The sequence below is a fragment of the Aliiroseovarius sp. S1123 genome, assembly GCF_023015885.1.
Classification (GTDB): Bacteria; Pseudomonadota; Alphaproteobacteria; order Rhodobacterales; family Rhodobacteraceae; genus Aliiroseovarius.
Genome location: NZ_JALKBE010000010.1, coordinates 48,816 through 62,314, shown reverse-complemented (window position 1 = coordinate 62,314; position 13,499 = coordinate 48,816). Strand labels below are relative to the sequence as shown.

The following is a 13,499-nucleotide window of genomic DNA, read 5'->3' as shown; positions in this document are numbered from 1 at the left end:
AGACTATCCTGCCCATGAAATTTGGGAGATTTACCATGCAAAAACTTGGACACTGGATTAACGGCCAGATGGTCGAAGGTACGTCGGGCCGCTACGCCGACGTCTACAACCCCGCCACTGGCGAAGTGCAGGCACAGGTTGCTCTGGCTACCAAAGCCGAGCTGGACGACGCCGTCGCCAAAGCCGCTGAAGCCCAGAAAGCCTGGGGCGCCACCAACCCGCAGAAACGCGGCCGCGTGATGATGGCCTTGGTTGGCCTTCTGAACCGTGACATGGACAAGCTGGCCGAAGCCCTGTCGCGCGAGCACGGTAAAACCATCCCCGACGCAAAAGGCGACGTTCAGCGTGGTCTGGAAGTGATCGAATACTGCATCGGTGCTGCCCAGATGATGAAGGGCGAGTTCACCGACAGCGCTGGCCCCGGCATCGACATGTACTCGATGCGTCAGCCTCTGGGCGTTGTGGCCTCGATCACGCCGTTCAACTTCCCCGCCATGATCCCTCTGTGGGGCATGGGTCCGGCCTTGGCCGCTGGTAACGCAATGATCCTGAAGCCGTCCGAGCGTGACCCCTCGGTTCCGCTGATGCTGGCCGAGCTGTGCAAAGAAGCTGGACTGCCCGATGGCGTACTTCAGGTTGTGAACGGCGACAAAGACTCGGTTGACGCCATTCTGGACAACGAAACCGTGCAGGGCGTGGCCTTCGTTGGCTCGACCCCGATCGCGCACTACATCTACTCGCGTGCCACCGCCAACGGCAAGCGCGCGCAGTGCTTCGGCGGCGCGAAGAACCACATGATCATCATGCCCGACGCGGACATCGAACAAGCAGCTGACGCGCTGATCGGCGCTGGATTCGGCGCCGCTGGCGAACGCTGCATGGCGATCTCGGTTGCTGTTCCGGTTGGCAACGAAACCGCAGACAAGCTTCGCGACGCCCTTGTGCCGCGTATCGAGAAGCTGAAAGTCGCCCCTTACACCGCAGGCGACGATGTCGACTACGGTCCCGTCGTGACCTCGGCCGCCAAGGAAAACATCCTGCGCCTGATCAACTCGGGTGTGGAACAGGGTGCTGACCTGGTTGTCGACAACCGCGACTTCAGCCTGCAAGGCTATGAAGACGGCTTCTTCGTAGGTCCGCACCTCTTTGACAACGTCACCACCGACATGGACATCTACAAGCAGGAAATCTTTGGTCCTGTTCTGTCGATGGTTCGCGCTGAAAGCTATGAAGAGGCCATCGGCCACGCCATGGATCACGAATACGGCAACGGCACCGCGATCTTCACCCGTGACGGTGACACTGCACGTGACTTCGCCAACCGGATCAACATCGGCATGGTCGGCATCAACGTTCCGATCCCGGTTCCGCTGGCCTACCACACCTTTGGCGGCTGGAAGAAGTCGGGCTTTGGTGACCTGAACCAGCACGGCCCGGACGCGTTCAAGTTCTACACGCGCACCAAGACCGTGACCCAGCGCTGGCCGTCGGGCATCAAAGAAGGTGGCGAGTTCAACTTCAAAGCCATGGACTAAGCCCACGCGCGATTTACACGAAACGCCCCGGTCACTGGCCGGGGCGTTTTGCGTTTAAGGGCTCTGCCCGCTTGTCCCTGCGGCATTCTCTTGCCAAAGTGGTCCCGCGCGACGCTGACAGGAGGACAGGCCATGGCCCGAACAGCCCCCACATTTTCGATCGGGATCGAGGAAGAATACCTTCTGGTGGATCGCGACAGCCTTGCCCTGCGCGAAGCCCCGGACGAGATGATGGAGGCCTGCCGCGCAGAGCTGGAAGGTCAGGTCAGCCCCGAATATCTGCAATGCCAGATCGAGATCGGCACCCGTGTCTGCGCCAACGTGACCGAGGCGCGCGACGACTTGAAACGCTTGCGCGCCGGTGTCGCCAAACACGCCAAGGATTACGGGCTGGCCCCGATTGCAGCCTCGTGCCACCCGTTTGCCAGCTGGAAAGATCAACACCACGTTAACAAGGATCGCTACAATGACCTGCGCCGCGATCTGGCAGGCGTTGTGCGTCGGATGCTGATTTGCGGAATGCATGTGCATGTGGGTATTCCCGATCCCGACACGCGGATCGATCTTGTGAATCAGCTGTCCTATTTTCTGCCGCACCTGCTGGCGATGTCCGCCAGTTCGCCTTTCTGGCAGGGCGAGGATACGGGGTTGGCATCCTATCGCCTGACCGTTTTCGACAACCTGCCCCGCACCGGCTTGCCCCCGCAACTGGGCAGTTGGTCAGAATATGAGCGCTCGGTTCAGGCGCTGGTGGATATCGGCGTGATCGAGGACAGTTCGAAAATCTGGTGGGACCTGCGCCCCTCGGCCCGCTTCCCTACGATCGAGGCGCGTATTTGCGACGTCCAACCCCGGCTGGAAGACACGCTGTCGCTGGCCGCTTTGATCCAGTGTTTGACCCGAATGTTGTGGCGGCTAAAAGCCCGGAACCAGCGCTGGCGGCAATATGACAACTTCCTGATCGGAGAAAACCGTTGGCGCGCCCAGCGCTATGGCGTCTCGGGCGGGCTGATCGATTTTGGACTGGGCGAGATCGTGGGCTTTGATGCCCTAATGGACGAGATGATCGAGCTGATCGCCGAGGATGCACAATTTCTGGGATGCGAGGCCGAGGTCGAACGCGCCCGCACCATCCTGTCAGGCGGAACGGCAGCCGACCGGCAACGCGCGGTGTATCAAGACAGCGTTCAGGCCGAAAAACCGAAAGAAGAGGCCCTGCGCGATGTGGTCCGCCACCTAGTCGATTCTTTCCACGACGGACTTTGACCCTTCGGGATTTCTGCGTGGTTTTTCGATGGGTTAGGCCCGTTGTTTTCTCGTGACGCGTTGGAACAGTGACGGGTCTTGAAAAACTCCTGTAAGGATTGCGCCATAACCTGTGCTTAGACACGTGGACGGGAGGACCAGATGGATTTCGCGCTGACCGAAGAGCAGACCCTTATCTTCGACATGGCCAAAAGCTTTGGCGAAGAAAACATTGCACCAAATTCCGAGAAATGGGAGGCCGAAGGCACCATCCCAAGAGAGCTGTGGCCGCAACTGGCCGAGCTGGGCTTTGGCGGCGTCTATGTGTCCGAAGAATACGGCGGCTCGGGCCTGTCGCGCCTTGATGCCACACTGATTTTCGAAGCGCTGGCAATGGCTGACCCGTCTGTCGGCTCGTTCCTGTCGATCCACAACATGTGCGGCGGCATGATCGACAAATTCGGCAAGGAAGAAGACAAACAGAAATGGCTGCCTGCGCTGTGCTCGATGGAAAAAGTCTTCTCGTATTGCCTGACCGAACCGGGATCGGGATCGGACGCAGCGGCGTTGAAAACCCGCGCCGAAAAGACCGACGCGGGCTATGTTATGAACGGCAACAAGGCGTTCATCTCGGGCGGCAACTATTCAGACGTTTACGTTACCATGTGCCGCACCGGCGACGATGGCCCCAAGGGTATCTCGACCGTGGTTGTGGAAAACGGCACGCCGGGTCTGAGCTTTGGTGCCAATGAACGCAAGATGGGCTGGAAGGCGCAGCCGACGTCGCAGGTGCAGTTCGACGATTGCCTTGTCCCGCATGAGAACCTGCTGGGCGAAGAGGGCAAAGGTTTTTCCTATGCGATGGCCGGTCTGGACGGTGGACGTCTGAACATCTCGGCAGGCGCCTTGGGTGGCGCGCAAAAGGCGCTGGATCTGACCCTGCAATACATGGGCGAGCGCAAAGCGTTTGGCAAAACCATCGACCAGTTCCAGGCGCTTCAATTCCGTCTGGCGGAATATGAAACCAAGCTGCAAGCCGCGCGCACCTTCCTGCGTCAGGCGGCGTGGAAGCTGGACAACGGCGCGCATGATGCGTCCAAGTTCTGCGCGATGGCCAAGCTGATGGTGACGGATGTATCCTTCGAAGTTGCGAACGGCTGTTTGCAGCTTCATGGCGGCTATGGCTACCTGTCTGATTATGGCATCGAGAAAATCGTGCGCGACTTGCGCGTGCATCAGATTTTGGAAGGCACCAATGAAATCATGCGCCTGATTGTCGGGCGTCAGCTTTTGGTAGAACGCGACCGCGGCTAATGACAGACATTCATATTCGAAAGGAAGGCAAGGCTGGGCGGATCACATTGACCCGCCCCGAGGCGCTGAATGCACTTAGCTATGACATGTGCCTTAAGATCGACGCGGCCCTGATCAAGTGGGCCGATGATGACGAGGTCGCGCTGATCCTGATTGATGCCGAGGGCGACCGCGCCTTCTGCGCCGGTGGCGACATCCGCGAGATCTACGAGATCGGCCTGTCGGGCGATCACACCCGTGCGCAGGAATTTTGGCGCGACGAATACCGCATGAACGCGCGCCTGTTCGAGTTCCCCAAGCCGGTGGTCAGCTTCATGCAGGGCTTCACAATGGGCGGCGGCGTCGGCGTTGGCTGTCACGGCTCGCACCGGATCATGGCGCGCTCGTCACGTATGGCGATGCCAGAATGCGGGATCGGTCTGGTGCCGGATGTGGGTGGGTCGATGATCCTGGCCCATGCGCCGGGCCGCTTGGGCGAATATATCGGTATGACCGGCGCACGCCTTGCACCGGGTGATGCGATCCATGCAGGCTTTGCCGATTATGTGATCCGTCAGGCCGAATGGGACGCGCTGAAGGCGGACCTGATCCGTACTGGCGACCCAAGCCACATTGACGAGGCCGCAATTCCGCCGATCCCGGGCAACCTGTCGGCGATGCAGCCGATGATCGACGCCCATTTCGGCGGCGGAAGTTTGGGCGAGATCGTGGCGTCTCTGCGCGCCGAAGACAGCCAGTTTGCCGAGAACACGCTTGAGCTTCTGGGCCGGAACTCGCCCTTGTCGATGGCCTGCACGGTCGAGATGCTGCACCGGATGGCGGGAACCCGTGACGTGCGCACGTCGCTCGAACTAGAGTACCGCTTCGTCTATCGTGCGCTGGAACACTCCGATCTGGTGGAAGGCATTCGCGCCGCCGTGATCGACAAAGATCGTAACCCGAACTGGGAGTACGACATGGAAAACCTGCCGCAAGAGGCAGTCGAACATATGCTTGCCCCTTTGGGCGACAAGAAACTGACATTCTAGGGAGAACCTCATGAAAATCGGATTTATCGGACTGGGCAACATGGGTGGCCCGATGGCCGCAAACTTGGCCAAGGCCGGTCACGAGGTCACCGGCTTTGACATGGCCCCGGTTCAGATCGAAGGTGTGGCGCTGGCCGCATCGAGTACCGAAGCGGCTGCTGGCAAAGATGTTGTTGTGACCATGCTGCCCAACGGCCAGATCCTGCGCGCGGTGGCCAATGAAATCGTCCCGGCGATGGACAAGGGAACCGGGTTCGTCGATTGCTCGACTGTCGACGTCGAAAGCGCGCGTGCGGTGGCGGAACAGGCCGCGGCAGCAGGTCTGCTGCCCGTAGACGCCCCCGTGTCGGGTGGTGTTGGCGGCGCATCGGGCGGCACGCTGACCTTCATGGCGGGTGGTTCGGAGGAAGCCTTTGCCAAGGCCGAGCCCCTCTTTGACATCATGGGTCAGAAAGCCGTGCATTGCGGCGACAGCGGAGCGGGTCAAGCGGCCAAGATCTGCAACAACATGATCCTAGGCATCACCATGATCGGCACCTGTGAAGCCTTCGCGCTAGCCGACAAGCTGGGTCTGGATCGCCAGAAGATGTTCGACGTCGTGTCGACCTCGTCGGGGTACAGCTGGACCATGAATGCCTATTGCCCAGCCCCCGGTGTGGGTCCGCAATCGCCTGCCGACAACAACTACCAGCCCGGCTTTGCTGCGGAACTGATGCTGAAAGACCTGCGTCTGAGCCAGCAAGCGGCTGAGGCGGCGGATGCCGATACCCCGATGGGGCAGGCCGCAACCGAGCTCTATACCCAATTCGTCGAGAACGAAGATGGTCTGGGCATGGATTTCTCGGCCATGTTGCCGCGTTTTGAAAAACGCGGTCGCAGCTAAGGCGCGTTCGGTCTAGCCTACCCTCATGAGTTGGACCGAACACACAGATCAAATCGCCGGGCTGGATGCTCCAGCCCGCGCGCTTCTGGATACGCTTTCCCCGATGGAGGTGCCCAAGGGCGCCATCCTGTTTTGCCCCGGCGAGGCCGTGAAAGGCTATGTCGTCATGCTGTCAGGACAGGTCGACGTGAACCTGATCGGCCCCAACGGGCGCGATATTCTTCTCTACCGCGTGGCGCCGGGCCAAAGCTGCATCCAGTCAACGCTGGGGCTCTTAGGTGGCGACGCCTATACCGCAGAAGCCACGGCCGAGACCCCCGCCCGTCTGGTCCTGATCCCACGCGACGTGTTCTTTGCGCTTCTGGACAGCTCGCCCGGATTTCGACGGCTGGTTTTTGGCGCCTTCGCCGAACGCATGCAGTCGATGATGCAACTGATCGAGAACGTGTCCTTCATGAGCGTGGAGGCACGGCTAGCCGCGCTGATCCTCGACCGCTCTGGCCCAGACGGATGTCTGCATATGACGCAAGCCGAGATGGCCACCGCGATTGGCACCGCGCGCGAGGTGATCTCGCGCAGGTTAGACAAGATGGCGCATGCCGGATCGGTGGCGCATGAACGTGGGGTTGTGACGGTTCTGGATCGCAAGGCGCTGAACAAAATCGTCAGCGGAACAGCTTTTTAATCACCGTATGTGACCACGTCACATGCCTTTCCGCAGATACCTTGTTAGCAAGGTGTCAGATAAGGAAAGGAGTTTATCATGCTCAAACGTAACGAAGGTAATCTGGATCGAATTCTGCGCGTTGTTGCAGGTCTTGCCCTGTTGGGGTGGTACTTTTTCGCAGGCGGCCCGGTCTGGGCTTTGATCGGCGTTGTCCCCCTGGCCACCGGTGCGCTGGGATCCTGCCCGGTGTACTCGATCTTCGGGATCAATACCTGCAAGCTTAAGTCTTAAGTCAGGTTTTCTTCAGAAAATCTCAACGCTCGCTCTTTAAACAGGTCGAAGTAGCGAGTGGATAAGTTTGCGCCGGACCTTTTGGGGCCCGGCGCTGTTTTTTTATTTCGTGATGATTTCCGGCCCCATGAAGGTGTTGGGCAGGAAGGTCGATAGCCACGGTATGTAGGTGATCATGATCAGGAAGACGAAGAGCACGGCCAAGAAGGGCAGTGCGGCGCGCACCACTGACATCATCGGCATTCCCGCGACACCACTGGTCACGAAGAGGTTCAGACCCACAGGTGGCGTAATCATCCCGATCTCCATGTTCACCACCATGATGATGCCCAGATGGATCGGGTCGATGCCCAGCTCGATGGCAATCGGGAACACCAAGGGTGCCACGATGACCAGCAGCCCCGACGGCTCCATGAACTGACCACCGATCAGCAGAATGACGTTGACGACGATCAGGAACATGACCGGACCGAAGCCTGCGTTCAGCATGGCCCCCGCAATCTGCTGCGGCACTTGCTGTTCAGTCAGCACGTGCTTCAGGATCAGCGCGTTGGCAATCACGAACAACAGCGTGACGGTCAGCTTACCCGCTTCGAACAGCGTGTGCTTGGTGTCCGGGTGGAACATCGAGGTGATCAGCGCCTGCGGCTTCTTGAACAGGCTGATCTTTTCACCGGTCGAAGCCTCGAGGTTGCCAGCCGATACCCCGGCGGCAGCCCCAGCGAGCGGACCCATATCCTTGTAGACGAAGGTCGCGATGAGGAAGGCATAGACCGCGGCAACGGCTGCGGCTTCGGTTGGGGTAAAGATACCCCCATAGATACCGCCTAGAATGATGACGATCAGGAACAGACCCCAACCGGCGTCGCGACCTGACTCGATGATCTCGCCCCAGCCTTTCCATTCGCCTTTGGGCAGGTTTTTGACCTTCGCGATGACATAGATCGTCACCATCAGCATGAAACCAGCCAGAAGGCCGGGGATCACACCCGCAAGGAACATCCGGCCGACCGAAACTTCAACCGAAGCGGCATAAACAACCATCACGATCGACGGTGGGATCAGAATGCCCAACGTACCTGCGTTACAGATCACACCTGCGGCGAATTCCTTGGAATAACCAACTTGGCGCATCCCAGCGATCACGATGGAACCAATGGCCACAACGGTTGCCGGCGAAGAGCCAGACAGCGCGGCGAACATCATACAGGCGAACACACCCGCAATCGCCAGACCGCCCGGAAGGTGGCCAACACATGCGATCGAGAAGCGGATGATCCGTCGCGCCACACCACCCGTCGACATGAAGCTTGATGCCAGAATGAAGAACGGGATGGCCAGCAGGGTGAAGTGCCCTTCAAAGGCTTCGAACAGCGTGCCTGCAACCGATGCCAGTGTGGCGTCCGAATAGAACAGCAGGAACAGGATCGAGCTGAGGCCCAGACTGACTGCGATTGGCACACCGATCAGCAGAAGACCGATCACCATTGCAAATAGAATTACGACTTCCATTAGTCATGCTCCCCCAATTGCTCACGAACTTCCTTGATCTCGTCCTCGACTTCGTGGCTTGCGACCAACCGGTCAGTTTTTCCGCTCCAGATCGCAAGCGAGGCCTGCAGGAACCTAAATAGCAACAGGATCATCGAGATCGGCAGAACAATGTAAGGCACGACTTTCGGTAGCTTTTCATAGCTTTCGCCGTAGTTGATCAGGTCTTCCAGAAACGCAAAGAGCCCAATCATCGGCACATCTTGCACTTCGTAGAAGGATTGCGAGCGGAACTTATCTTCGAAGCCCGTCGGGAACCAACGGCCCGAGGTGGGCGGCAGGTCGGCGAACACGGCCCAGTAGTCATATGCGCCCTTCACCATGAAAATAGAAAACAGGACACATGCGGCCGCTGCAATCAGTCCCAGAACACGCGCCACGGCGGGCGGTACCATATTGACGATCGCATCGACGCCCAAGTGGCTGTGTTTCTTTACCGCATAAGAAGCGCCCAGCAGCACCAGCCAACCGAACAGGAACACGGTCAGTTCCAGCGCCCAGAGAATATTTGAATTGAACCCGAAACGGGCAATGACGTTTGCGAATGTAATCGCGGTCATCAGCCCAAGGAGCGTCGCTATCAGCGTCTCCTCGATTCGGTCCACGAAGGTGTGCTTGTGTTGCATGTCCTCGTCCCCGCAGAATTTTTGCTAAAGATGCGGGCCCGCCTTGGGCACCGCGACACCAGTGGTGTTCCGGGACGCTTTCGCGCGTCCCGGAGAGTTTTCTATGGCTTACGAGCCAGCGTTGATGGCTTGTGCCGCGTCGATGTTTTCTTGGCCAACATCGTCCGAGAACTGCGCCCATACCGGCTTCATCGCATCCACCCAAGCTTGACGCTGTGCTGCGTCCAGCTGGCGGACTTCACCACCAGCGTCGATGATCGACTGCTTGGCTGCTTCGTTGACGGCGGTCGATTCAGCGTTACGCGTGGTGGTCACTTCCGACAGGATGGTCAGGAACTGATCGCGTACGCCCGCATCAAGGCTTTCCAGCCAGTCGATGTTGGTCACAACCAGATAGTCAATAACACCGTGGTTGGTCTCGGTGATGCCGTCCTGAACTTCGAAGAACTTCTTGCCGTAGATGTTCGACCAGGTGTTTTCCTGACCGTCCACAACGCCCTGCTGCAGGCCGCCATACACTTCCGAGAAGGCCATTTTCTGCGGGCTGCCGCCGATGGCTTCCATCTGGGCAACCAGCACGTCCGACGACTGAACACGGAACTTCAGGCCTGCGGCATCGGTCGGAAGAACCAGCGGCTTGTTGGCCGACATCTGCTTCATACCGTTGTGCCAATAGGCCAGCCCCTGAAGGCCACGGCGCTGCATGCTGTCGAGAAGCGCTTGGCCGCTTTCCGAAGCTTGGAATGCATCGACCGCATCGATGTCATTGAACATGAAGGGCAGGTCAAAGATGCGGAACTTCTTGGTGAACTTCTCGAACTTTGACAGCGACGGTGCAGCCAACTGAACGTCGCCCTGCAGCATTGCTTCCAGAACTTTGTTGTCGTTGTAGAGCGTCGAGTTCGGGAAAACCTCCATACAGGCTTTGCCGTTCATCTCGTCATTCACGCGCTGTTCCAAGAGCGACGCAGCAATCCCCTTGGGGTGCTTGTCAGTGTTGGTCACGTGGCTGAACTTGATCACGATCTCGCCGTCGTCACAGGCCGCCTGCGCGGTGGTGACAGAGGCTGCAATGGCCAGGGCCGAAGCCGCAATGGTCAGGAATTTCATGTGGTGTCCTCCCAGACAGATAGAGTAAGCGCCGCAAAATGGGCAACTGCCCTATAGGCTCACGGGTTCGTGACGTCGCCAAGGGGAACAGATGAAAACTCAACAAATGTTGGGTTTTTCGTTTGTTTACTGCATGTTGCCGCGTGTTACGCTGCAAGCATAACCGCATTGCACTTGCAGCATGGGCGGAAAGTCACACAGGTGAATGTGGGGTTTGTGCGGAATTCCGCACAGTCAACTGCGAAACGCCTCGGGCCGAATCCCGTGCCGCGCCAGCTTGTCATAGAAGGTCTTTCGCGGCAGTTTCAGCTCTTTTGCCGCCGCACTGGCCCCGCCGCCGTGACGCTTCAGAGCGTCCATCAGCAGCGACCGCTCGACCTGCGCCAATTGCTCGGCCAGACCCAGACCCGCGTCATCTTGAGGGCTGTCCATCTGCCCCAAGCCAAGCCCCATGGAAAAACGCATGGCTGCATTCATCAACGCACGTGCATTGCCCGGCCAGTCCTGCGCCATAAGCTGCGCAATCGCATCCTGCCCTATTTCAGGCGGCGTCAGAGCCGCCTGTTCGGACGAGATCGAAACATAGTGACGGAACAGAAGCGGGATGTCTTCTTTCCGTTCGCGCAGGGCTGGGATGCGGATGCGGAAGAGATCCAGCTTGTAGTAGAGGTCCGCATTGAAGCGGTCCGCCTGATGCTCGGCTTCAAGGTCACGATAGCTTCCAGCGGCCAAGCGCCAATTGCCGGGTTGTTCGAGCAGGTCCAACAGTTGGTATTGTACCGCTGCATCCAGCGCACCGACCTCGTCCAGGAACAACGTCCCACCTTCGGCCCGGTCTACGCCGGCCAGAAGGTCCTCTGCGGATAACCCGGCCGCCGCCAGTTTGACGAAAGGCCGCGTGGCATCGCCGGACAGAAGGTGCAGAACCTCGGCCACCTTCGACGTGCCCGAGCCCGGCTCGCCACAGATCAGGACCTCGGCATTGGTGGTGGCTGCCGCGCGAACCTGCGCACGCAACTCTTCTGCCAGTGTGCTTTCCCCGATCAAAAGCCGCGCTGCCGCATCGCCGGTCTGCGCTTTGGCGCGAAGAGCCCGGTTTTCCAACACCAGCGCCCGGGTCTGCAGCGCCCGCCCAATCACCGACAGAAGCGTGTTGGGGTCACAGGGCTTTTCCAGAAAGTCAAAAGCGCCCTCGGTCATGCCGCGTACAGCCGTCGGGATGTCCCCCTCGCCTGTCAACAAAATTACCGGCAAATCCGGATCAACCTCTTGCGCCTGCTGCAACAGCGCAAAGCCATCCTTACCGGGCATGCGAATGTCCGACAGAATGACGCCCGGAAAGTCGGGCTGGATGTGGTCCTTGGCCTCGACATAGCTGCCCGCCGCAGTCACCCTCAGGCCGTTCAGCTCCAACGTCTGGCCCAGCGCTTCACGCACCATCATGTCGTCATCGACCAACAACACCGTCTGTGTCATTCCGCGTCCTTCCAATAGGGCAGCTCGACCGTGAACATCGCCCCGCTTTCACAGTTGCGCCCGCGAATATCACCCCCGAAGCTTTGCACAAGCCCGTATGAGATCGACAGCCCCAGCCCCATGCCCTCGTCCCCCACCTGCTTGGTCGAGAAGAAGGGCTCAAAAATTCGGTCGGGGTCTTCGATGCCCGGCCCGCTATCCTGCACCATCACGGACAGAGTTTTTCCGGCATTGACGGCAATTTGAATGTGCCGATCCTCTTGCCCGATCATAGCGTCGGCTGCATTGTTGATCAGGTTCACAAAGACCTGAGACAACCGCACCTCGCCCGCCTTGGCATAAACTGGCGTCGCCGGAGGCACCCAGTCCAGCGTGACCCGATCTGCCTTGAGCCGCGGTTCCGTCAGTTCCACGGCCGTCGACACCACCTGCCCCAGATCAACCTTGCCGGTTGGCTCGTTCTCGTTTCGCGCAAAGGCGCGCAGGTTCTTGATGATCCGCGCCATGCGGTGCGATAGCTCGGAAATCCGGGTCAGGTTTTGCCCGGCCTGTTCAGCTTGCCCACGCTGCAAAAACAACGAAGCGTTTTCCGAGAAGCTGCGGATCGCCATCAGCGGCTGGTTCAATTCGTGACTGATGCCCGCAGACATCTGCCCCAACGCCGACAGTTTGCCTGCCTGCACCAGATCATCCTGTGCCTTCTTCAATGCAGCCTCAGCCTCGCGCCGTTCGCGGTTTTCGCGCAGCAGATCAAGGTTGGCCTCGGACAGCGCCTGTGTGCGCTCTGCCACGCGCGCCTCCAGCCGTGCGTTGGCGGCGGCTTCAATCCGCAACCGCTCATCAAGCGCTCGCCTCCGTTCACCGACCGCCAAAAGCAGTCCCCCGATTCCCAGACATATCGCAGCAGCGATGGCCGCCAGAAGGGCCGCGCTGCGTTCAGCTGGCGCCGTGTCCAGCAGGATCTCACCGCTCAACCCAACGGTCGACAGATCACGGGTTAGATGGAGTGCGCGGTCAGGAAGATAGGGCCCTCCCGCGATCGTCCAAACCTCGTGCCCCGCCCAGTGGCTGGCGCTGCTGTTCAAAAACCGCTCGGCCGGGCGGGAGACGCTGACCAGATCCAAGCGGTTCGAGACAAAGACCCGCTCGCCATTCAGTGTGAAAAACAACGCTGACGCAGTCGAGGGCCAATTCTCTTCAAAATCCAAAAGGTTGGTGCGCGCGATCACCGCACCCTGCCTCTGATCTCCTTTATCCAGAACAGGTGCCGCAAAGGAAAACACGCGGCGCAGACTGCCGTTGCCCGCAGGTTGAAACTCGGCTTCTGATCCCAAGGCACCTGTCAGAGCACGGTGGAGCATCGCACTTGTAGGGTCCAATTTCTGCTGGGTCTGATGGGACGCAGCCAACACGCGCCCGCTGCCGTCCACCAGCAAAAGCTGATGCGCGCCGGTCATATCGGCCATGGCCCGCAACAGACCATCCGCCGTTTGCGGCTCTGTGATCTCTCCACTTAACCGTGCCTGCAGCACAGGGTGGCGGGCCAATATGACGGCCAGCTCGCGATACCGAAAAAGATGGCGGGTCAATTGGTCCGAGGCCAGTTCCAACTCAGACGAGGCTTGCTCGGACAGCGGTGTCAATGCCGCCCGCCACGCCACCGCCCAGACCCCGGCACTGATCACCAGCGTCCCAAGAAGAAAGGGAAAAATCCACTTCGTATGCAGAAATCGCAACATGAGGTCAGCATAGGAAAGGCCTCTTGCATTGACC

At 59.3% G+C, this 13,499-nt stretch carries 12 protein-coding genes; 7 read left to right on the top strand and 5 right to left on the bottom strand.

Annotated elements, in window-relative coordinates; genetic code table 11:
* Positions 1 to 35 precede the first annotated feature (35 nt).
* The 7 genes from MWU53_RS15150 (at position 36) to MWU53_RS15120 (ending at position 6,963) form a co-directional block, all read left to right on the top strand.
* Positions 36 to 1,535, top strand: coding sequence for a CoA-acylating methylmalonate-semialdehyde dehydrogenase (locus tag MWU53_RS15150; RefSeq protein WP_247094491.1), 1,500 nt, complete (start codon positions 36 to 38; stop codon positions 1,533 to 1,535).
* Positions 1,536 to 1,667: 132 nt separating this feature from the next.
* Positions 1,668 to 2,801 (top strand): carboxylate-amine ligase, encoded by a 1,134-nt coding sequence (locus tag MWU53_RS15145; RefSeq protein WP_247094490.1) that lies wholly within the window; start codon positions 1,668 to 1,670, stop codon positions 2,799 to 2,801.
* A 141-nt stretch (positions 2,802 to 2,942) separates the two neighbouring features.
* Complete coding sequence (locus MWU53_RS15140; protein ID WP_247094489.1) at positions 2,943 to 4,094, top strand: acyl-CoA dehydrogenase family protein; 1,152 nt, start codon at positions 2,943 to 2,945, stop codon at positions 4,092 to 4,094.
* On the top strand, positions 4,094 to 5,122 hold the full coding sequence (locus tag MWU53_RS15135; RefSeq protein ID WP_247094488.1) for an enoyl-CoA hydratase/isomerase family protein: 1,029 nt from the start codon (positions 4,094 to 4,096) through the stop codon (positions 5,120 to 5,122). The genes MWU53_RS15140 and MWU53_RS15135 overlap by 1 nt, the downstream gene beginning before the upstream one ends.
* Positions 5,123 to 5,132: 10 nt before the next feature.
* Positions 5,133 to 6,005: a 3-hydroxyisobutyrate dehydrogenase gene (gene mmsB / locus MWU53_RS15130; protein WP_247094487.1), complete on the top strand. Its 873-nt coding sequence runs from the start codon at positions 5,133 to 5,135 to the stop codon at positions 6,003 to 6,005.
* 25 nt (positions 6,006 to 6,030) lie between these two features.
* On the top strand, positions 6,031 to 6,690 hold the full coding sequence (locus MWU53_RS15125; RefSeq protein ID WP_247094486.1) for a Crp/Fnr family transcriptional regulator: 660 nt from the start codon (positions 6,031 to 6,033) through the stop codon (positions 6,688 to 6,690).
* Positions 6,691 to 6,768: 78 nt separating this feature from the next.
* Complete coding sequence (locus MWU53_RS15120) at positions 6,769 to 6,963, top strand: DUF2892 domain-containing protein (protein WP_133487978.1); 195 nt, start codon at positions 6,769 to 6,771, stop codon at positions 6,961 to 6,963.
* Positions 6,964 to 7,065: 102 nt separating this feature from the next.
* Here MWU53_RS15120 and MWU53_RS15115 read toward each other — a convergent pair whose 3' ends face one another.
* The 5 genes from MWU53_RS15115 to MWU53_RS15095 form a co-directional block, all read right to left on the bottom strand.
* A complete protein-coding gene (locus MWU53_RS15115) occupies positions 7,066 to 8,475 on the bottom strand; it encodes a TRAP transporter large permease (RefSeq protein ID WP_247094485.1) in 1,410 nt (469 codons plus the stop codon).
* Positions 8,475 to 9,140, bottom strand: coding sequence for a TRAP transporter small permease (locus tag MWU53_RS15110; protein WP_247094484.1), 666 nt, complete (start codon positions 9,138 to 9,140; stop codon positions 8,475 to 8,477). The genes MWU53_RS15115 and MWU53_RS15110 overlap by 1 nt, the downstream gene beginning before the upstream one ends.
* 108 nt (positions 9,141 to 9,248) lie before the next feature.
* A complete protein-coding gene (locus MWU53_RS15105; RefSeq protein WP_247094483.1) occupies positions 9,249 to 10,250 on the bottom strand; it encodes a DctP family TRAP transporter solute-binding subunit in 1,002 nt (333 codons plus the stop codon).
* A 234-nt stretch (positions 10,251 to 10,484) separates the two neighbouring features.
* Positions 10,485 to 11,726, bottom strand: a complete 1,242-nt coding sequence (locus MWU53_RS15100) for a sigma-54 dependent transcriptional regulator (protein ID WP_247094482.1) — start codon at positions 11,724 to 11,726, stop codon at positions 10,485 to 10,487.
* Positions 11,723 to 13,465: an ATP-binding protein gene (locus MWU53_RS15095; RefSeq protein ID WP_247094481.1), complete on the bottom strand. Its 1,743-nt coding sequence runs from the start codon at positions 13,463 to 13,465 to the stop codon at positions 11,723 to 11,725. Before MWU53_RS15095 ends, MWU53_RS15100 begins: the two co-directional genes overlap by 4 nt.
* Positions 13,466 to 13,499 lie beyond the last annotated feature (34 nt).

What these genes read in the sequence shown, in the direction of transcription:
- MWU53_RS15105 (WP_247094483.1), bottom strand. Translation starts at nt 10,250, where the DNA reads ATGAAATTCCTGACCATTGCGGCTTCGGCCCTGGCCATTGCAGCCTCT.
- MWU53_RS15125 (WP_247094486.1), top strand. Translation starts at nt 6,031, where the DNA reads ATGAGTTGGACCGAACACACAGATCAAATCGCCGGGCTGGATGCTCCA.
- MWU53_RS15095 (WP_247094481.1), bottom strand. Translation starts at nt 13,465, where the DNA reads ATGTTGCGATTTCTGCATACGAAGTGGATTTTTCCCTTTCTTCTTGGG.
- MWU53_RS15100 (WP_247094482.1), bottom strand. Translation starts at nt 11,726, where the DNA reads ATGACACAGACGGTGTTGTTGGTCGATGACGACATGATGGTGCGTGAA.
- MWU53_RS15120 (WP_133487978.1), top strand. Translation starts at nt 6,769, where the DNA reads ATGCTCAAACGTAACGAAGGTAATCTGGATCGAATTCTGCGCGTTGTT.
- MWU53_RS15140 (WP_247094489.1), top strand. Translation starts at nt 2,943, where the DNA reads ATGGATTTCGCGCTGACCGAAGAGCAGACCCTTATCTTCGACATGGCC.
- MWU53_RS15115 (WP_247094485.1), bottom strand. Translation starts at nt 8,475, where the DNA reads ATGGAAGTCGTAATTCTATTTGCAATGGTGATCGGTCTTCTGCTGATC.
- MWU53_RS15135 (WP_247094488.1), top strand. Translation starts at nt 4,094, where the DNA reads ATGACAGACATTCATATTCGAAAGGAAGGCAAGGCTGGGCGGATCACA.
- mmsB (WP_247094487.1), top strand. Translation starts at nt 5,133, where the DNA reads ATGAAAATCGGATTTATCGGACTGGGCAACATGGGTGGCCCGATGGCC.
- MWU53_RS15110 (WP_247094484.1), bottom strand. Translation starts at nt 9,140, where the DNA reads ATGCAACACAAGCACACCTTCGTGGACCGAATCGAGGAGACGCTGATA.
- MWU53_RS15145 (WP_247094490.1), top strand. Translation starts at nt 1,668, where the DNA reads ATGGCCCGAACAGCCCCCACATTTTCGATCGGGATCGAGGAAGAATAC.
- MWU53_RS15150 (WP_247094491.1), top strand. Translation starts at nt 36, where the DNA reads ATGCAAAAACTTGGACACTGGATTAACGGCCAGATGGTCGAAGGTACG.